14 protein-coding genes and 1 pseudogene are annotated in these 19,964 nt (G+C 62.6%); 3 read left to right on the top strand and 12 right to left on the bottom strand.

Annotated elements, in window-relative coordinates; translation table 11 throughout:
* Positions 1-2: 2 nt before the first annotated feature.
* The 11 genes and pseudogenes from deoA to ASD83_RS19620 all read right to left on the bottom strand — a co-directional run bounded on the left by deoA (position 3) and on the right by ASD83_RS19620 (position 11,927).
* Positions 3-1,325, bottom strand: coding sequence for a thymidine phosphorylase (gene deoA / locus ASD83_RS19665; RefSeq protein WP_056314119.1), 1,323 nt, complete (start codon positions 1,323-1,325; stop codon positions 3-5).
* A gap of 152 nt (positions 1,326-1,477) precedes the next feature.
* A complete protein-coding gene (locus tag ASD83_RS19660) occupies positions 1,478-3,844 on the bottom strand; it encodes an aldehyde dehydrogenase family protein (protein WP_056314118.1) in 2,367 nt (788 codons plus the stop codon).
* A gap of 8 nt (positions 3,845-3,852) precedes the next feature.
* The gene (gene deoC, locus ASD83_RS19655) at positions 3,853-4,845 is read right to left on the bottom strand and encodes a deoxyribose-phosphate aldolase (protein ID WP_056314117.1); all 993 of its coding nucleotides are present in this window, start codon (positions 4,843-4,845) and stop codon (positions 3,853-3,855) included.
* Entirely contained in the window at positions 4,842-5,636 is a 795-nt protein-coding gene (locus tag ASD83_RS19650) for a purine-nucleoside phosphorylase (protein ID WP_056314116.1), read from the bottom strand. The genes deoC and ASD83_RS19650 overlap by 4 nt, the downstream gene beginning before the upstream one ends.
* An 84-nt stretch (positions 5,637-5,720) precedes the next feature.
* Positions 5,721-6,125 (bottom strand): cytidine deaminase, encoded by a 405-nt coding sequence (locus ASD83_RS19645; RefSeq protein ID WP_056314115.1) that lies wholly within the window; start codon positions 6,123-6,125, stop codon positions 5,721-5,723.
* 195 nt (positions 6,126-6,320) lie between these two features.
* Entirely contained in the window at positions 6,321-7,295 is a 975-nt protein-coding gene (locus tag ASD83_RS19640; protein WP_200946542.1) for an ABC transporter permease, read from the bottom strand.
* Complete coding sequence (locus ASD83_RS19635; protein ID WP_056314113.1) at positions 7,295-8,383, bottom strand: ABC transporter permease; 1,089 nt, start codon at positions 8,381-8,383, stop codon at positions 7,295-7,297. Before ASD83_RS19635 ends, ASD83_RS19640 begins: the two co-directional genes overlap by 1 nt.
* A 119-nt stretch (positions 8,384-8,502) precedes the next feature.
* Positions 8,503-10,053 (bottom strand): annotated as a pseudogene (locus tag ASD83_RS19630) (ABC transporter ATP-binding protein); the annotation flags it as partial.
* 27 nt (positions 10,054-10,080) lie between these two features.
* The gene (locus ASD83_RS19625; protein ID WP_056314112.1) at positions 10,081-11,082 is read right to left on the bottom strand and encodes a BMP family lipoprotein; all 1,002 of its coding nucleotides are present in this window, start codon (positions 11,080-11,082) and stop codon (positions 10,081-10,083) included.
* Positions 11,083-11,244: 162 nt separating this feature from the next.
* Positions 11,245-11,367, bottom strand: a complete 123-nt coding sequence (locus ASD83_RS21490) for a hypothetical protein (protein WP_274532591.1) — start codon at positions 11,365-11,367, stop codon at positions 11,245-11,247.
* A gap of 113 nt (positions 11,368-11,480) precedes the next feature.
* Positions 11,481-11,927 carry a CoxG family protein gene (locus ASD83_RS19620; protein WP_162249198.1) on the bottom strand — a complete coding sequence of 149 codons (447 nt, stop codon included), beginning with the start codon at positions 11,925-11,927 and terminating at the stop codon, positions 11,481-11,483.
* A gap of 270 nt (positions 11,928-12,197) precedes the next feature.
* On the opposite strand from ASD83_RS19620, the gene ASD83_RS19615 reads away from it, so the two are divergent.
* The 3 genes from ASD83_RS19615 to ASD83_RS19605 all read left to right on the top strand — a co-directional run bounded on the left by ASD83_RS19615 (position 12,198) and on the right by ASD83_RS19605 (position 16,093).
* The gene (locus tag ASD83_RS19615; RefSeq protein ID WP_056314280.1) at positions 12,198-13,415 is read left to right on the top strand and encodes a hypothetical protein; all 1,218 of its coding nucleotides are present in this window, start codon (positions 12,198-12,200) and stop codon (positions 13,413-13,415) included.
* A gap of 187 nt (positions 13,416-13,602) precedes the next feature.
* Entirely contained in the window at positions 13,603-14,541 is a 939-nt protein-coding gene (locus ASD83_RS19610) for a DUF6384 family protein (protein ID WP_056314110.1), read from the top strand.
* A 4-nt stretch (positions 14,542-14,545) separates the two neighbouring features.
* Positions 14,546-16,093 carry a hypothetical protein gene (locus tag ASD83_RS19605; protein ID WP_056314109.1) on the top strand — a complete coding sequence of 516 codons (1,548 nt, stop codon included), beginning with the start codon at positions 14,546-14,548 and terminating at the stop codon, positions 16,091-16,093.
* Positions 16,094-16,320: 227 nt separating this feature from the next.
* On the opposite strand, the gene ASD83_RS19600 is transcribed toward ASD83_RS19605, so the two are convergent.
* A complete protein-coding gene (locus ASD83_RS19600; RefSeq protein WP_056314108.1) occupies positions 16,321-19,836 on the bottom strand; it encodes a peptidoglycan-binding protein in 3,516 nt (1,171 codons plus the stop codon).
* Between the last annotated feature and the right edge of the window lie 128 nt (positions 19,837-19,964).

Below are 19,964 nucleotides of genomic sequence, written 5' to 3'. Positions count from 1 at the left end.
CGTTACTCCGTGGGGGCGATGCGGTCGGCGATCAGCGGGAAGTCCGGCGCGGTTTGGCCGAAGCGATAGGCGGCGCGAAGGCGATTTTCGGCGTCCACGGCCGAGGCTTCGTCTCTGGCGTGGATACGGGCGATCGGCGTCTTCGCATCGGCCGCTGCGCCGAGGCCCAGAAGACGATCAAAACCGACGCGGTGATCGATCCTGTCGGTTGGTGTCGTGCGGCCGCCGCCAAGTGCCACGACGGCCATGCCGACGCCGCGTGTATCGATAGTGGCGATAGTCCCCTGCCCTTCGGCGAAAACATCGCGGATGATCGGCGCGGGCGTGAGATAGCCATCCATGCGCTCGGCGAAATCAAACGGACCGCCAAGAACCGTCACCATTTTGGAAAACTGCTCAAGTGCCTGGCCGCTATCGAGGGCCTGCGCGACCTTGGTCCGGGCCGCGCTGATATTTTCGGCCATCCCGGTCATAAGAACGATCTCCGCGCAGAGGGCGAGCGTCACGTCTTTGAGGCGGGGATCCTGATGCGTGCCGCTCAGAAAATCGACGGCATTGCGGATTTCGAGACCATTACCGGCGGCGCTGGCGAGGGGCTCGTTCATGTCGGTGATTAGGGCGCCAGTTTTAAGGCCAGCGCCATTGGCGACGCTGACGAGGCTTTTCGCCAGATCGCGTGATGCTTCAAGGGTGGGCATGAAGGCGCCGGAGCCGGTTTTTACGTCGAGGATCAAGGCGCCGAGGCCGGCGGCCAGTTTCTTTGACAGGATCGAGGCAGTAATGAGCGAAATGGACTCTACCGTGCCGGTGACGTCGCGAATGGCGTAGAGCGTCTTGTCGGCCGGAGCGAGGTCAGCGGTCTGGCCGATAATGGCGCAGCCAGCCTGTTTCACCGCCGTGCGAAAAAGCGCATTGTCCGGCTGGGTTTGGTAGCCGGGGATGGAATCGAATTTGTCCAGCGTGCCGCCAGTGTGGCCGAGACCACGACCGGAAATCATCGGCACGTAAATGCCCAAAGCGGCGAGGATCGGCGCGAGCATGAGGCTGACATTATCGCCGACGCCGCCGGTTGAATGCTTGTCGGCCACTGGACCATTGAGATCGGACCAATCGAGAACGGTGCCGCTATCGCGCATGGCTAGAGTCAGCGCCACGCGCTCGTCCATGCTCATGTCCTGAAAATACACCGCCATGGCAAAGGCTGCGGCTTGTGCGTGGGACACTGTGCCCTCGGCAAAGCCGGCGATGAAACGGGCGATATCTTCCTTGGGAAGTTTTTCGCCATTGCGCTTTTTCAGGATCACTTCTTGGGGGAGGAAGACCATGAGCTTCTCGATTGTTTCGGCATCCCCCTCACCCGCCCTTCGGGCACCCTCCCCCGATGGGGAGAGGAATGACCCGGTGGTTGTCGCGAGAGTGGAGCCTGTTCTTCTCCCCATCGGGGAGAAGGTGGCGCGAAGCGCCGGATGAGGGGGCACTATGCCCCGTAAGGAATCCAGACGTTCTTGACCTGTGTGGCCTTGCCAAGGAAATAGTCCCCAGCGAGCCGCTCGTCGGCCAGATCATAATAGAGACCGCGGCTGGTCCAGGTTTGCTTGAGATTGCCTACCGAGGCCTTTTCGACCATGGCGGAGGCTTCGGCAGGGCCTGCAAACCAGAGTCCATCGACGCCGTCATGCTCGGCCAAGGTCTTGGCGAGACTGACACTTTCGCCCGTGACGATGTTGACGACGCCCGAGGGCATGTCGGAGGTTTCGAGCACCTGGTAAAAATCGGTCATCGACAGCGGCGAGCGGTCGGAGGGGACCAGTACCACCGTATTGCCCATGGCCAAAGCTGGCGCGATCAGGGCGATGGAGCCGAGCAGTGGACGCGAGGGCGGCGCGACGATGCCGATGGCACCGAGCGGTTCGACCATGGCGGCAGCCACGGCGCGCATGGGCGGATTGTGCACCGCGCCATCATATTTGTCGGCCCAACCGGCAAAGGCGAAGAGGCGCTCGACGGATTGAGCCACTTCTTTTTGCCCGTCTTCGCCGGTCTGCGCCTTGATGCGGGCGGCGAATTCGTCGCGGCGGTAGTCGAGATTTTCGGCAAGGAAATAAAGCACTTGGGCGCGGGAATGCGCCGCCGTCGTGCCCCAGCCGAGGGCGGCGCGAGCGGCCTCGACGGCGTTGCGGATATCCTTGCGATTGCCATCGCCGACTTCGCCGACGAGGTCACCCTTGGCGCCGTGGACGGGACGATTGTAGCCGCTATCGGGGCGTGCCTGTTTGCCGCCGATATACATCTTTGCGGTCTGGTCGAGGTGGCCGGTGTCGAGCGGGTTCGCGGCCTTGGCCGGAACCGACTTGGCCGCAGGAGCGGGCTGTAAGTCCTTCTCCCATTTGGGTTTCAGGTAAGCACCCATGCCTTCGCGGCCACCTTCGCGGCCGTAGCCACTTTCCTTGTAACCTCCGAAACCGACGGCGGCGTCGAACTGGTTGGTGCCGTTGATCCAGATGACGCCGGCCTTGAGTTTTGGCGCTATGTCGAGGGCGAGATTGATGTTTTCGCTCCAGAGTGTCGCGGCGAGGCCGTAGCGGGTGTTGTTGGCCAGAGCCACCGCTTCCTCGGGCGTACGGAAGCTCATGGCGACCAGCACGGGGCCAAAAATCTCTTCTGCTACAAGGGTGTTAGCCGGAGAGACATTGGTGACGAGGGCGGGTTTCAGGAAGCAACCACTGGTCGGGATTGCGCCATCGGGTTCATAGACCACGGCGCCCTCGGCAATGCCCTGTTTCATCAGGTCGCGGATGCGTTCGACCTGGACCGGGGCGACGAGCGCGCCGATATCGACTGATTTATCAAGGGGATCGCCGACGCGGAGGTTAGCCATGCGCTTCTTCACCTTGGCGATGAAGCGCTCCTCGATCGACTCCTGTACGAGGAGGCGCGAACCGGCGCAGCAGACCTGGCCCTGATTGAACCAGATGGCCTCCACCAGCCCCTCGACGGCAGAGTCGAGATCGGCGTCTTCGAAGACGATGTACGGCGATTTGCCGCCCAGTTCGAGCGAGAGACCCTTGCCGGTTCCGGCCGTAGCGGCGCGGATGATCTTGCCGACTTCGGTCGAGCCGGTGAAGGCGATTTTGTCGACGTCAGAATGGTTTACCAGCGCGGCGCCGGTATCGCCTTCGCCGGTGACGATGTTGACGACGCCCTTTGGAAGGCCGACGCGTTCGCAGATTTCAGCGAAAAGTAGCGCGGTGAGCGAGGTGAATTCGGCGGGTTTCAGGACCACCGTATTGCCGGCCGCGAGAGCCGGAGCGATCTTCCAAGCGAGCATCAAAAGCGGGAAATTCCAGGGGATGATCTGGCCGCAGACGCCGTAGGGGACGTGGTCGGGAAATTCGCGCGAGATGTGGGTGGCCCAGCCGGCATGATGGTAAAAATGCCGTGCTACCAGGGGGATATCGGCGTCGCGGCTTTCGCGGATGGGCTTGCCGTTGTCCATGGTTTCGAGCACGGCGAAAAGGCGGCTGTGCTTTTGGATCATACGGGCGATGGAATAGAGAAATTTCCCACGCTCATAACCACTTAGCCCACTCCAGAGGGGGAAGGCGGCGCGGGCGGCTTTGACGGCGGCGTCGACGTCGGCAGAGGTGCCATCGGTGATTTCGGCGAGTTTTTCGCCTGATGCCGGATTGGTCGAGGCGAAGGTTTTTCCCGGGGCGGTCCAGGCGCCGTCGATGAAGTGGCCAAAAGCCCGATTTTTGCTGTCGAGCCAGGCATTTGCCTGGTCCGGCGCTTCGGGTGCGGGGCCGTATTCGAGGGTTTCGAAGATTTGCGCGATCTTGTTCATTTGGGGCCTCACACCAGGGGCTGGCGGTAATCGGCGGCATAATGGCCAGTGAGGCCATGTTCGAGTTGGCGCTCTATATCGGTTAGCAGACTGCTAGCACCGAAGCGGAACAGATGAGGATTGAGGTAACGCGTCCCCAGCTCCTCCTTCATCAGCGCCATGTATTTTAGCGCATCGCCCGCCGTGGCGATGCCGCCGGCTGGTTTGTAGCCGATTTCGATGCCGGTCTCTTCGCCGAACCAGCGGATCATGCGGATCATGGTCAGCGAGGTGACGAGATTGGCGTTGACCTTTTCCTTGCCGGTCGAGGTCTTGATGAAATCGGCGCCGGCCAGCATGCAGACGAGCGAGGCTTTGGCGATATTGGTCTGGGTCGCGAGTTCGCCGGTGCCCAGAATGGTTTTGATGTGCGCGTCGCCGCAGGCTTTGCGGAAGGATTTGACCTGATCGTAGAGCGCCTGCCAGTCGCCGCGCAAAACCATGCCGCGCTCGATGACGATGTCGATTTCCTGGGCGCCATCGCGCACCGAGGCTTCGATTTCGGCAATCTTGGTTTCGACGGGGGCGAGGCCATGGGGGAAGGCGGTCGAGACGGCGGCGACGGGGATGCCGGTGCCTTGGAGGGCATCGACGGCGGTTTTGACGAAGGTGTGGTAGACGCAGACGGCGCCGGGGAGGATGCGGAGATCCCCCACGCCGAGCTTTTCGACGATGTCGGAGCGGAGCGGATTGCGGGCCTTGGCGCAGAGGCGTTCGACGCGGCCGGCGGTGTCGTCGGCGTTGAGCGTCGTCAGGTCGATCAGGGTGATCGCCTTCAAAAGCCAGGCGAGCTGGTAGTCCTTCTTGACCGTGCGGCGTGCGCCAATGGAGCCGGCGCGGCGTTCGAGCGCCGAGCGGTTCATGCGGACGCGTTCGACCCAATCGAGATCGAGGGGGTAGCCGGGATTGCGCTTGTGCACGGGCGCGTGGCTCACGGTGCTGTCGACGACTTTGAGACTCATAGCTCCTCCACCAGGGCTGGGATCAGCTTTTGCAGCTTGGCCGCCCCTTGCACCGCCATGGTCTTGGTATGTTCATGGCTGATGTTTTCGCTCGATAGACCTGCGCCCATATTGGTGATGGACGAGCAGGCCCAGACTTGCATACCCAGGAAGCGACCAAGGATCACTTCCGGGACCGTTGACATGCCGACGGCAGTTGCGCCGAGGCGAATGGCCATCTGGATTTCGGCCGGGGTTTCAAAACTTGGGCCGGAATACCAGAAGTATACGCCCTCCCCGAGGGCAATGCCCAGACGCTCCGCAGCGGACTTTGCCTTGGCGCGGATGTCGGGATTGTAGCTATCGACCATGTTCACAAAACGACGGTCGGTCGGTTCGCCGATCAGGGGATTGAGGCCGTTATAATTGATGTGATCTGAGATCAGCATCAGGTCGCCGGGGGCGAAGCGCTGGTCGAGGGAGCCGGCGGAATTGGTCAGCAGCAGGGTTTCGGCGCCAAGCTCGGCCATGGTTTCGAGCGCGGGGCGCATGGCGGCGGGATTGCCGTGCTCGTAATAATGTTCGCGGCCGGTGAGGATGGCCACGCGCTTGCCGCCCATGATGCCGAGGACGAGATCGCGGCCGTGGCCGGAGACGCCGGCGCCGGGAAAGTCTTTCAGCTCGGAATAGGGGATGGTTACCCGGTCTTCGAGCGTGTCGGCGATTGCCGAGAGGCCGGAGCCGAGGACAAGGGCGGCGGCGATGGGTTCGCGGCCGGCGATTTTTTGGATGGTTTTGGTGGCTTTGCTCATGGGGTGGCTTCCGCGACATTCGTGATTGCCGACACCCCCTCCCATCCTCCCCCATCAAGGGGGAGGATGGGAGGGGGGTGTTTTTCATTTGCCCAAAAACTCCGGACCGAAGCTGTACGGCAGCAACTGGCCCAGGGTCTGCACCAGCGCTACACCATCCACCCCGTGCGAAATAACTTCGACGTCGAGATCGGCGAATTCGCGGATGCGTTGGCGGCAGCCGCCGCAGGGGGTGACGGGGGCCGTGCCGGGGCCGGTGACGTAGATGCGTTTGATGCGGCGGGCGCCGCCGGCGATCATGGCTGATATGGCTGAGGTTTCGGCGCAGTTGCCTTGGGGATAGGCGGCGTTTTCGATGTTGCAGCCGGAATAGATATTGCCGTCGTCAGCGAGAATGGCGGCGCCGACGTGGAAATTGGAATAGGGCGCATAGGCTTTGGCGCGGATAGCTTCTGCTGCGGTGAATAGGGTGCTGTCGATGGTGGTCATTTTTCCGCTCAAACTTCTACGGGCCTAGTGTTGCGCGTGTCGCTGATCCAATAACGGGCTGTCATCCCGGGCTTGATCCGGGATCCATCCCGAGATCTGGAGATGGGCCCCGGCCTTCGCCGGGGTGACAGCCGGTGGGTGACAACCGAGTGTGAGGGTGTACGCACACCCCCAATTTGCAGACCAAGAAACGGCTTACCGCTCCTTGGTATACGGAATGCCCGAGGCTTTTGGGGCCACGGCGCGGCCGATGAAGCCGGCGAGGAGGATCACCGTCAGGATATAGGGCAGTGCCTGGATGGCCTGGACGGGGACTTCGCCAATGATGGGGAAGACCTGGCCCTGGATGCGGAACTGGACCGCGTCGAGGAAGCCGAACATCAGACAGACCAGCAAGGCTGGACCCGGGCGCCATTTGGCAAAGATCAGGGCGGCGAGCGCGATATAGCCGCGGCCGGCGGACATGTTGTTGTTGAAGCCGGCGGACTGGGCAATCGAGAGATAAGCGCCGCCGATGCCGACGAGGACGGCGGTGATGATCAGGGCCTGATAGCGCAGGCGCGTGACCGAAATGCCGGCGGTGTCGATGGCTTTGGGGTTTTCGCCGACGGCGCGGAGGCGAAGGCCGAAGCGGGTGCGGAACAGCACCCAGGCGGTGACCGGAACGGCGATGAAGGCGACATAGGTGATGATGTTGTGGCCCGAGATCAGCTCATAGTAGATCTGGCCGATAACGGGGACTTCGCGCAGCTCATTGGCGAAGGGCAGCGTGATGGGATTGAAGCGCTGGTCGCCGGAAAGCTGGGGCGTGTAGCCGCCGCGCTTGAACCAGGACTGGCCGAGGAAGGTGGTCAGGCCCGCGGCAAGGAAATTGAGGGCCACGCCGGAAATGGTCTGATTGCCTTTGAAATTGATCGAGGCAAGGCCGTGAATGCCCGAAAATATCAGGGCCGCGCCGATGCCGGCGAGGAGGCCGAGCCAGGCCGAGCCGGTGACGGCGGACATGGCGGCGGCGGCGAAAGCGCCAGCCAAGAGTTTCCCCTCAAGCCCGATATCGACGATGCCAGCGCGCTCGGAATAAAGGCCGGCAAGACAGGCAAGGATCAGCGGCACGGCGAGGCGAACGGTGGAGTCGAGGATGAGAGTGATATCGACGAGATAGCTTTCCATCATTTGGCTCCCGTCGCGGGTTCGGATCGGGTCAGCAAGCGCGCCAGCGGGGCGCGCAGCATGTCGCCCATGGCGCCAGTGAAGAGAATGACGAGGGCCTGAATGGTGACGATCATTTCGCGGGTAATGCCCGGCATCTGGAAGGCAAGCTCTTGGCCCCCTTGGTACAGGATACCGAAGAGCAGCGCCGAAAGGCCGACGCCGACGGGATGGCCGCGACCCATGAAAGCGACGGCGATGCCGACAAAGCCGGCGCCATTGACGAAATTGAGAATGAGGCGGCCCTGGACGCCGCCGACATTGTTGACCGCAACCATGGCAGCGAGAACGCCGGACATGGCCATGACGATCATGATCATCTTCTGATTGGAAATACCGGCATAATTGGCGGCGACCGGGTTTTGGCCGAGGGCACGGACGGCATAGCCGAATTTCGTGCGCCAGATCAGCCAATAGATGAAGACCAGCGCAATGATGGCGAGGAAGAAGGTCAGGTTGACCGGGGAATTCTTGAAGAGCTCGATGAAGGTGCGCAGTTGCGGCACGCGGGTGATCGCTTCGAGCGGGGCGCTTTCGTCGGAATTGACGCCCGCTGGTTTCAGGACGCGCGAAATCAGAAAACCCATCATCGAGGTGGCGATGAAATTGAAGAGAATGGTGGTGATGACGACGTGGCTGCCGCGCTTGGCCTGCAGATAGCCGGGCACAAAGGCCCAGAGCGCACCGAAGGCCCCGCCGCAGATGATCATCAGCGGGAAAACAATGGCCCAATGGGTGCCGTTAAGCGCGAGGCCGATCAGGATGACGCCGAGGCCGCCGACATAGGCCTGGCCCTCGGGGCCGATATTGAAGAGGCCGGCATGATAGGCCAGCGACACGGCGAGGCCGGCAAAGATGAAATCCGTCGTATAATAGAGCGTGTAACCAAAGCCCGAGCCGTAGCCGAAGGCACCATAGAGCATGATGCCCACGGCCTGTAGCGGGTTCTGGCCAACGGCGAGAACGATGAGGCCGCCGACGAGGAAGGCCAGGACGACATTGAGGAGCGGCAGGAGGACGACATCGGCCCAGCGCGGCAAAGGGGTCATCAGTTGGGATCCTTGCCGGAGAGGTCTTGCGGGCTCATTTTGACCAGCGTCTGCTGCACGGGGGTTTCGTGTGCCGGCAAGGTGCCGGGGCCCGGCGTCTTGTCAGACGATGCATGCGAGCCGGTCATCAGGAGGCCAAGTTCGGTTTCGTCGGCGGTCGCCGGATCGGCTTCGCCCACGATCTTGCCGTCGAAAATCACGAGGATCCGATCGGCGAGCGAGCGGATTTCATCCAGTTCCACCGAGACGAGCAGGATGGCCTTGCCGGCATCGCGCATCTTGATGATCTGATTGTGGATGAATTCGATGGCGCCGATATCGACGCCACGGGTCGGCTGGCCGACGATCAACACGTCAGGATTGCGCTCCATTTCGCGCGCCAGGACGATTTTTTGCTGATTGCCGCCGGAGAAATTGGCGGTTTTCAGATCGATATTGGGCGGGCGGATGTCGAATTTCTTGATGTATTCTTCGGCCGTCTGGCGCGCTTTGGCGATATCGAGGCCGGGGCCATCGCCATAGCTGTGCTGGTAGCCGAGAATGGAATTTTCCCATTCGGAGAAGGTCGTCACGAGGCCCATGCGGAGGCGATCTTCGGGCACGTGGGCGAGGCCGGCGGTACGGGCGCGGGCGGCGCCGTCGTCGCCTTCAAGGCTGAGGACTTCGCCATTGAGGCGGATGGTGCCCAAGAGCTGATCGCGCATGCCGGCGATGGATTCGAGGAGTTCGGACTGGCCATTGCCGGCGACCCCGGCAATGCCGACGATTTCGCCGGCGCGGACCTGGAACGAGACGCCTTTGACGCGCGGGACTTTGAAATCATCGGTGACGACGAGGTCCTGGACATCGAGCAACACCTTGCCGGGGCTGGCGGGGCCTTTTTCGACGCGGAGGAGGACGCGGCGGCCGACCATCAGCTCGGCCAATTCGCCGGGCGAGGTTTCACTGGTCGTCAAGGTTTTGACCATGGCGCCCTGGCGCATGACCGAGACTTCGTCGGTGATGGCCATGATTTCACGCAGCTTGTGCGTGATGAGGATAATGGTTTTGCCTTCTTCGCGCAGCTTGCCGAGGATGCGGAAGAGGTGGTCGGCCTCGTCAGGGGTTAGAACGCCGGTGGGCTCGTCGAGAATGAGGGTTTCGGCGCCGCGATAGAGCGCTTTCAAAATTTCGACGCGCTGCTGCTGGCCGACCGAAAGGTTTTCGATGATGGCGTCAGGATCGACTTCGAGGCCATAGTCGCGGGCCAGCGCCTTGAGCTGGGTGCGCGCCTTGTTCAGCGTCGGAGCGAGAAAGGCTGAGTCCTCGGCGCCGAGCACGACATTTTCGAGGACGGAGAAATTATCGACCAGCATGAAATGCTGGTGGACCATGCCGATGCCGAGGGCGAGGGCATGGCGGGAATCGGTGATGGTGGCGGGCGTGCCGTTGACGCGGATTTCGCCGCTGTCGGCGGTGTAAAAGCCGTAAAGGATCGACATCAGGGTCGATTTGCCGGCGCCGTTTTCGCCCACGATGCCATGCACCGTGCCGCGTTTGATCGCGAGGTGAATGTCACGATTGGCGTGGACCGGGCCGAAATGCTTGTTGATGCCGACAAGCTCGATAGCGAGCGGGGCAGCAGCGGTCCCTTCGGACCGCTGCGCATTTGTCGGGTGAAGACTTGTCATTGGAAGTCCTCCCCTTCTTCGTTCAATTTAGAGAGACGGGCACGCCTTGTCGGAGCGGAAATCGTGCACGGAGACAGCGCCCGAAACGATATCGGCAGTGGCCTTTTCGACCGCGGCCTTCATGTCATCGGTGATGAGCGAAGCGTTGTTGTCGTCAAAGGCCGCGCCAACGCCGTCTTCGGCGAGGCCCAGAACGATGGTGCCGGGAGCCCAGGTGCCGTCTTCAACGCCCTTCATGGCGTTGTAGGTGGCGACGTCGACGCGCTTGATCATCGAGGTCAGGACCGAACCAGGATGCAGGTGGTTCTGGTTGCTATCGACGCCGATGCCGAACTTGCCGGCGTCGGCCGCAGCCTGGAGCACGCCGGCGCCAGCGCCACCGGCGACCTGGAAGATCACGTCGGCGCCCTGATCGAGCTGGGACTTTGCAACTTCGGTGGCCTTCACCGGATCGTTGAAGGCTTCAAAGCCGGTGCCGACATAGGTTTCGAGCACAGCGATATCGGGGTTCACCGACTTGGCGCCCTGGGCATAGCCGCAGGCAAAGGCTTCGAGGAGGTCGAAGTTGAAGGCCGGGACGACGCCGATCTTGCCGGTCTCCGACTTCATGGCAGCAAGGATACCGACGAGGTAGGAGCCTTCCTGTTCCTTGAAGACCACGGACTGCACGTTGGGCAGATCGACGACGGTGTCGATGATGGTGAACTTGGTGTCGGGGAATTCAGGTGCGACGACTTTCAGCGCGGTTTCCCACGAGAAGCCGGGCATGACGATCGGGTTGTTGCCGCGCGAGGCGAACTGGCGGATGGCCTGTTCGCGCATGGCGTCGCCCGAAATTTCGAGGTCCTGATAGGCGCCGCCTTCGGCCTTGAACATTTCGGCGCCGTTATAGGCGGCTTCATTGAAGGATTTGTCGAACTTGCCGCCGCCGTCATAAACGAGAGCGGCATCAGCGAAGGCTGCACCGGCCATCAGTGCGCTCAGAGCGACGCCGCCGGTAATGGCCTTGGTGAGGATCGAAAATTTCATTGATTAGTCTCCCTGTCTCGCAGCGGACGCAAGAAATGCACCCTCGTTTATCCGCATGCGCTGAAGGGCGATAAAATCGTGCAATCACGCCCTAAGCAAGGGGGACGATGTCAAATTTTTCCGCTTGGTCAAAAATTGGCGTTAATTTGCTCAACGGCGGGCTTACCAGCGGGCGAGAATGGCTGTGAACAAGGTGCCAAGATCGACATCGGCATAGAGCACGGCCAGCACGGCGGCAAAGGCGATGACGTAGAGGGCGAGACTGTCGCGGGAGGAAGTGGACATGTGCGATTTGAAACAAATTGTAATGAAGGACGCACTGTCTCTACAGGGTAAGCGGCGGCGGGATTAAGGCCGGTTCGGGGCGGACTTGGACATGGTTAAGCTTCCGTAAACGCTCAGGGATTTTCGCCCGGCAGGGGCGTGACCTCGACGCCGGCGGCCGTGCCGAAGCGTTCGAAAAAACCATCGATGATGCGTTGTGCTGAACTGCCGATGATGGCTTTTCCCATTTTCATGACCTGGCCCGAGGCGCCGCCATTGGCGGTGAAGGTGAGGAGTGTGTCTTCGCCAAGGTCGGCGAGCGACACATCGGCGCTGCCTTCGGCGAGACCGAGGAGCCCGCCCTTGCCGCGACCGGAGAGGGTATAGCTCACGGCGGGGACGATATTGGAGAGGATCAGTTCGCCTTTGAAGGTCGGCTGCATGACGCCGAGATTGACCTTGATCTCGAGGTCGAGGGTTTCGGGGCCGGACCAGGCGATGAGATGGCAGCCGGGAATGGCGGCTTTGAGCATTTCGGGATCGTTGAGCGCGTCCCAGACACGGGCGCGCGGGGCACTCATCTTATAGCGTCCACCGAACTCCATCAGGCGCACCCTGCGATGTCGCACGGCGACACGCCGGCCCCGTCGCAAAGACGGCATAATGGTTGGGCAAGACTGCTCTTTTCCATGGTGGCGAACCCTACTCTTTACGTGCGGCTTTTTCGCACCAATATGGACTAAATAGTTGCGCGGACGGGAGGATGCAATTGTCAGCAGGGTCCTCACGCGCAATCTAGGGTGCATAGGCACAAGCCGGCCCCGCAAGCCAACTATGCCAGGGAGCAGATGATGACCGACCAAGTGACGACCGCCCCGCAGACCAGCGCGCCGGCCATTGCCGAGAAGCCGTTGCAGTACCTGGACAAGGCGGTCAACGCCATCCGCGACCTTGGCATCTGGCCCGAACAGCAGGGCGAGCAGCCGATCACCGGGCTTTTGAGCCAGATCACCGAATTGGACGAAACCCGCGTCATCCTCATCGGCCGGACGCTGAGCCAGGCTAGCGCCTTTAATGAAGTGGTGCGCGAGCAGGTTGCCGCCATGAAGATCGGCGAGCGCTACGAGGACATTACCAAGGGCTTTGACTCGATCCGCGACGATGCCAAGGGCATGGTGGATCAACTCGCCGACAACAAGCTCGATCTGCTCGAGCGGGCGTCCAACGTCTGGATGAAGGTGAGCCGCGGCGATATTGCGACGCGCTTCAACAAGATCCGCGACACCTATCTCGAAGTGACCAAGGATACCAAGGACCAGATCGACCGCGAGCAGACTATCCTTGAAGCCTATCGCGATTTCCGCGGCGCGCTAAAACAGTCCGAAGTGATGGCGCTCGAAGTGCTCGAGGTCGCCGAAAAGCGCCTCGAAGAGAAGAAGAACATTCTTCAGACTTCGTCGAATGAACTGGCCGCCTTTGCCGGCACGGCGCCCGCTGATCGCGCCCGCCTCGAAATGGCGCGCGACGAAAAGCTGCGCGACATGCAGAACGAGGAAAAGCGCTACCAGATCGCCAAGGACCTCTCGGACAACCTGACCATTTCCTACAATACTTCGGAAGTGGTGATGGCGCGCCTGATGCAGACGACCAATGCCAAGGAACGCGTCTACCAGCAGTCGATCTCGTTCTTCTCGACTAATGAAACCGTTCTTACCGCGCTTTCCGCTTCGTTCACCGGCATGTTCGGGCTGCACGAATCGACCGCGACGCTGAACGCCATGAAGGAAGGCATGTCCAAGAGCCTCGAAACACTCTCGGAGATTGGCGACAAGGTGCAGGAAGAAGCCGTCAAGGCCGGCTATGGCCCGACCGTGCGCGCCGATGCCGTCAAGAAGCTCGTCGATAGCGTCGTCAACTTCCAGGAAAAGAGCCGTACCATCATCAACGAGATGCGGGTGGCTTCCACCAAGAACTCGGCCGAAATCCGCGATGCCGTGGAAGACGGCAAAAGGCGTCTCGCGACGCTCGCTGCCGAGGGCAATGCGCTGTTGCTCGAAACCAAGAACTAAAACTCTTCTCTTGCTCTAGTTTGGCAACGCTCTCTGACTGTCATCCCGGCGAAGGCCGGGATCCATCCTGAAATCTCAAGATGGGCCCCGGCCTTCGCCGGGGTGACAATCGAGGATGGGACGCAACCAGCAAGAACGTGGAATCCCCTGAATTTATGCATAATTGCGACGGGAATAGAAAAAGAGGATGAGCGACGCGACAGCCAAAACGGCTGCCCCACTCGATGAAGTCATGCTGGCCATGGATGTGGTGGACACGCTCCGCCACCGCCAGGATCTCGTTACGCGCGAACTCGATGGCACGGCCCGCGAGGGCCAGTTGATCGAGCGCCTGCGCGAGGTCTATCGCCAGCAGGGGATCGAGGTTCCCGACCACATTCTCAAGGAAGGCGTTTCGGCCCTGGCCGAAAGCCGCTTTGCCTATGACCCGCCAGCGCCAAGTTTCAAGACGAGCCTCGCTCGCCTCTATGTCGGCCGCAAGACCTGGGGGCGGCCGGTGCTGCTGGTGCTCGGCGCGCTGTTGGCGCTGGGCGTTGGCTATTTCGGCATCTATCGCCCCTTCCAGGCCGGGCAGGAGTACCGCAGCCAGGTCGAACTGACCGAGGGTCTGCCCGCGCAGATGGACGCGCTCTACCAAACCATTTTCGACGAGACCAAGGTGCAGCAGGCTGTGGTGCAGGCAGAGGCGCTGGTCAGCCGGGGCAAAGCTTTTTCTGCGGAGGGCAATCGGCCCGGGGCCGAGGGGATCGTCGAAGACCTGACGGCCCTGCGCGACAAGCTGCGGCAGGAATATGTGGTGCGGGTCGTCAATCGCTCGGACGAACAATCGGGCTTCTGGACCTTCCCCGAGATCAATACCGATGCCACGAACTACTATCTGGTGGTGGAAGCGATCGATCCGAATGGCAAGGCGCTGAGCCTGCCCATTCTCAACGAAGAAACCGGGGAGACCGAGGTCGTCGCCCAATGGGGGCAGCGGGTGCCGGAATCGGTCTATAATGCCGTGGCCAATGACAAGCGCGACGATGGCATTATCCAGGCCAATGAAGTGGGCCGGAAATCGGACGGCTTTCTCGATGTCGAATTTCAGATGCCGGTGCTGGACGGCGCGGTGACCCGGTGGTGATGGCATGAGTATTGGTGGCCCACAGGCGCTGGCGAGCCTTGAAGAGGCGATGCGCGATATCAGGCGCGAGGAAGACGAAATCTCCCGCCGGCTGGCGCGCTCGACCGAAATCGTCGCCAAGATCAAGGAAAGCGAAGCGGAGCTGTTTCGTCAGCTGGCGCAACTGCGTCTCGATCCGGCCATTCAAGCCGAACTCGATGGACGGATTTCAACCGCCGAGAGCAAGGCACGGGAATCGCTGAAATCGCATGGCAAGGCCGTCGATCAGGCGCAAAAGAACATAGAAGACCTCGAAGCGGGCCGGGTGTCGCTGGTCGAGCGCCGCCGCGATGCCGTGGCCGACCTTGCCGAAAAACAGAAGGCGCTCGACGCGCTGCTGCAAGAGGTTTCGGCTCGGCTCGAAACCGATCCGGCCTATGCCGAGAAGCGGGCCGCGGCGAAGTCGCTTGGCGAAGTGGCCGACCAGTCGATGGAAAAGACCCGGCTGGCCGAAGCCGACCGGGAAGAAAAGGGCAAGCCTTATCGCGACGACCCGCTCTTCATGTACCTGTGGGACAGCGGCTATGGCACGTCGGCCTATAAGGCCAACAATCTCGTGCGCTATCTCGACGGGCTCGTGGCGGGTCTTGTCGGCTTTCAGAAGGCACGGCCCAATTATGCCATGCTCAACGATATTCCATTGCGCCTGCGTGAACATGCCGAGCGGCAGGAAGCCAATGCGCAGGCCGCCGAAGCCGCATTGGTGAGCCTTGCCAATGAGGCGGCGGATGCTGCGGGTGGGCGGCCATTGCGCGAGGCGAAGGCCAAGGCCGAGGCCGATGTGCAGGCGATCGATGCCGCTATCGTCGAAGCAGAAGACAAGCGCAACGAGGCGGGCGAAGCGCTGCAATCGCTGACCAATGGCAGCGACCCCGCTTTGGCTTCGGCAGCGGCGGCGCTTGCTGCGGCGTTGGGCCAGGAAGATATCCAGACGCTCCTTGCCGAAGCGCGCCGCACCCGCACCGGCAAGGACGATACGATCGTTGCCCAGATCGACGAATCGCGCACCCGCATGCGCGAGGAGGAAGAAGAAAGCCGAGACCTGCGCGAGCGCAGCAAGACCCTGGCCGCGCGGCGGCGCGAACTCGAAGACATCCAGTGGGAATTCAAGAAGCAGCGCTTTGACGATCCGCGCTCGACGTTCAGGGAAGACAAGCTGGTTGGCGACCTGCTGAACGATTTCCTTCGCGGCGGCATTTCGGCGGCGAGCTATTGGGACCAGTGGCGGAAAAGCCAGAACTGGGCCCCGGGCAATGAATGGGGCGCGGGCAATGCGTCAACGCGCCGTTCAAGCGGCAGCAATTCCTCACCCTGGGGAGATCAGGGTGGTTTCCATTGGCCGGACAATAGCATTGGCGGGTCATCAAGCGGCGGAAAATCGAAGCCGTCGAGCGGTGGATTTGGTGGCGGCTGGGGCGGCGGCGGAAACAGCGGCGGCGGATTTTCGCGGCCGCGGACGGGCAGCGCGGGTACGCGGAAGCATTCCGGGTTCAAGACGGGTGGCGGGTTTTAGAGTTGCACCCTAGCAGTAGCCCTCATGGTGAGGTGCTTTGCGCAGCAAAGCCTCGAACCACGGGGGCGTGGCACTGAACCATCGGGACACGCCCCCGTCCTTCGAGGCTTTGCAAAGCGCCTCAGGATGAGGGCTACTGGGAATGCCGAGGATGCCGGGACAGGCCCGGCAATGACGACGCGGAGGGTGCGGCGTCGTGTTGCTATTCCCGTCTAACCGGCGTTCGACTAGACCGGCTGGCTGCCCAGCACTGCCAGCAGGCGCGGGTTGATCTTGCCGCTTTCGGTCATGCCGGTGCCGCGCTCGAAGGTGCGGATGGCTTCGGCGGTTTTGGGGCCGGCGACGCCGTCGGGGGTGCCGATGTTGAAGCCGAGGCGATTGAGCGCCTGCTGCACGCGGGAGACGACTTCCTTGTTGGCGATGGCTTCGCCGGGGTCGAAATCGGGCGCCCAGGTGCCGATGGGAGCAAAATTGACGTCGAGGGCGATGGGCTGGCTGGTCCAGGTCTGGACTTCGCCGCCGATACGGCTGACCGCATCTGCCGTGAGGGATTTGGCGATGTCGTCGCGGGCCTTGGCGGCATCGGCATCGCCCGACTTGGCGGCGAGTGAGAACCACTTGTAGGACTGTTCGAAATCCTGGTCGACGCCAAGGCCGCGGGCATAGAGCATGCCGAGGTTGAACTGGCTATCGACCATGCCAAGGGTCGCCGCCTGGGTGAACCACTGGCCGGCTTCTTCGAATTGCTGCTCGCCCAACTGGCCGCTGGCATAGAGCGCGGCGAGGTTGTGCATGGCCATGCGATTGCCCGCTTCGGCGGCGCGCTGGTACCAGAGGCGGGCCATTTCGAGGTCTTTTTCGACGCCGGTGCCGGCTTCATAGAGATTGCCGAGGCGATATTGCGCGGGGACAAAACCCTGCGCGGCCGAGCGCTCGTACCATTTGGCGGCTTCTTCGGGGCTGGCTTCGATGGCGCGGCCTTCGGTATAGATGGCGGCGATTTCGAACTGGGCCTTGGCATCGCCATCGGCTGCGGCCTGCCGCAGCGGCAGCGGACCGAGGGCATCGGGGGGCAGTTCGAACTGTTCAGGCGTGGCGGCGATGGAGCCGGTTGCCGGGAGCGCGCTATCCGTTGGCGTCTCGATCACGGGTTTGATCGTGCCGGTGCTGCCCGAGGCGAGGAGCGCGGGCGGCATGGGCGTTTCCGTGGCGCGGGCAAAGCTCATGCGCTCGCCCGGATTGATCGAACCGACCGATGTGGCGTCGAGCATGTCGATGACACGCGGCGCAACCAGTTCGGAGACTTCGGCGGCCGGGGTCGGATCGACTGCAATGGCGGCTGGTGAGGTCTGGGGCTCGGAGGCTTGTGCCGGGACGACGGCGGGGGCCGTGCGCATGCGCTGCATGACGAGATTGAGCGTCAGCATGGAAACGGCGATGACCGCAGCCGCGAGAAGCAGCGTGCGACGGTTGCGCACGAAGAAGTTCGGACGAACCTCTTGGGCTTCCTCGCTTGCGGAGATGACGGGGGCCTCGGGCGCCGGCTTGCGGGGGCGGCGCTTTTCCGCCTTGGGCTCGGGGGCTGGGGCGGGCGCGGTTTCTTCAGTAGCAGCCTTGGGCTGCGGGCGGACACGCGCCAGGGCGCGGCCGATCAACGAATTGCCGGTGGCGGGCTCGGCGACCTGCTGCTCCTGCCGGGCGCGCTGCGCACGACGAGCGGCGGCGACAAAGGTGCTGGTATTGGAGACAGGCGCTTCAACAGCCGGCGCGGTTGCATCGGCGCGCGCGGGGGCGGCAAAGCCGTCGCGATCGAACTGAGAAAAGCTCGACTGCGGACGCGGCGGACGATCGACTTTTTCGGGATCGAAGGCAGGCTGCACTTCGGCCTGCAAAGGGCGAGCCGGTTGCGGCGCGGGGGTGGCAGCGCGGGGAGCGGCGGCGGCCACGCGCGGCTGGGGCATATCGGCAAAGCCGCGATCGACCAGCGGGGCTTCCTCGCCCGGATTGGACGGCATGGCATCGGCGCGCTTCTGGCCGTTGAGGCTCGAGAGGATGGAATCGAGGCGCGCGGTGCTCGGCTCTTCGACGGCGGCGTCGAATTCGGAGGCGCGGCTTTGGGGTTTTGCGGACTGGGCCGTCGGGGCGACTGGCTCGGCACGCATTGTCGCAGCGACAGCCTGCGGCTGCGCTGGGGCAGCGTTGCGCGAAGAAAGCGCGGCTTCGAGCCGGGCCAGGCGCTCGGCAGTGTCCTTGCCCGCAGTGTTGAAAACGGCGGTCATGCGCTTTTCGAGCGCATCAAAACCTTCGGGGTTGAGCACCGGGAGCGGCGCGCCGGACTTGGCGAAGGCGGCGGAGGTCTTTTCGGCGACAAGGCTTGCCAGCGTTTCGGCGTCGGGACCCTTGCTGACCGAGCGGACGAGGCTCGAAATCCGGTCCTCGATGGTTTTGAGACTCTCGGGGCCAAACATGGCGACCGGCGCCGGGGCCTTGCGGCTCATGGCGTCGCTGGTGCGCTCGGCCACGAGATTAGCGAGAGATTCGAAATCGGGCTTGTCGCCGGCATCGTGGTAGAGCCTGGCAAGGCCATCGAGCTGGGCGCCGGCTTCGTCCATGCGGGTCATCAGGCGCTTCAATTGGCCTTCGACGGCAGACGTATCGACCGGGGCGACCTTGCTGGACAGCGCCTCAATCTGGCTTTCGAGGCGCAGGAAACGCGGCTCCATGCCCTTGAGCACGGATTGTTGCAGGGCGGAAATGTCCTGCTTGAGGGCCAGCACATCCTCGCTGCTGCCATCGACCGATTGCAGGCGCTGGGCGAGGGCTTCGACGCGGGCGGCGACGAGTTCGGGGCTGCCGGCAGAATCGCGCAGGGCCTGCGTGACCTCGGACATTTCGCTCGTCAGGCGTTCGAAATCGCCAACGGAGATGCTCATGTTCCGCTCTATGGCATCGATGCGATCATAGACGCTGCGCACATTGGCTTCGATGGAGGCCATGGCCGGCTCGAGCGTGCCCTTGGGCGCGAACTCGGCGCGCTCCTCGCGGATGATCTCGCGCTCCATCTGCTGGGCCTGGAGTTCGGCGAGCTTGGCGACTGTGGCCGAGACATCGTCGAGGCGGGAATTGACGGCGGAAAGATCGACCTTGGGCGCCTGGCTCATCATCGAGGCCAAAGCCCCGATCTGGGTTTCCAGGCGCTTGACCTGGCCGGTTTCGCCCACGGCGCCGGCGAGCAGTTCGACGACCTGAGTGAGCTGTTCGACCTGGGAAGCGACTTCGTGCACGTCCGAAGAACTATGGCGAGCGGTGCGAAGCTGGCCTTCGAGGCGCCCGAGGCGATCGCCCATGCCCGAGACAAGGCTCGATAGCTCGCGGAATTCGGGCAGGTCGGAGGGGCGGCGATCGATGGCGGAAATGATCGAGGCGCCCTGACGGCTGCGGATTTCGGCAATGGCGGCGTTGAGATCGCCGGCTTCATCGTCCTGTGGATTGAATCGATCGACGGCGCGCTTGACGCTGCGGAGAGCCTCGCTGCGGCGGCGGGTGGCGGGATCGGGTGTGCCGACCTGATCGCGCAGGTGCCGGACGCGGTTGGAGACCCCTCCTCCATCCGACGCGGCGCCGAAGCGACTTTCCACCTGATCGAGCAAGGCGACCAGCTCGCCGCGCAGGGCTTGCCAGTCCCCGGCGCCGGGGTCGAAAGCGGTATCGGCGTAGTCCGATTGAGGATAGGCGCGGGCCATGGTCAGTCCCTGTCAAAGCGAGCGCGTGCCAAGCCGAAGCAGCACGAAGGTCTAACGGTCACTTTTGGGAAAACATGGTAAAGAAGCCGTTAAGGATTGCTGCAATATGCAAATGCCTCGGGTGGAAA

This window comes from Devosia sp. Root685 (genome assembly GCF_001427875.1).
In the GTDB taxonomy this organism is placed as follows: Bacteria; Pseudomonadota; Alphaproteobacteria; order Rhizobiales; family Devosiaceae; genus Devosia.
Note: the sequence above shows the minus strand (reverse complement) of the source record. Positions and strands in the feature narration are given on the sequence as shown.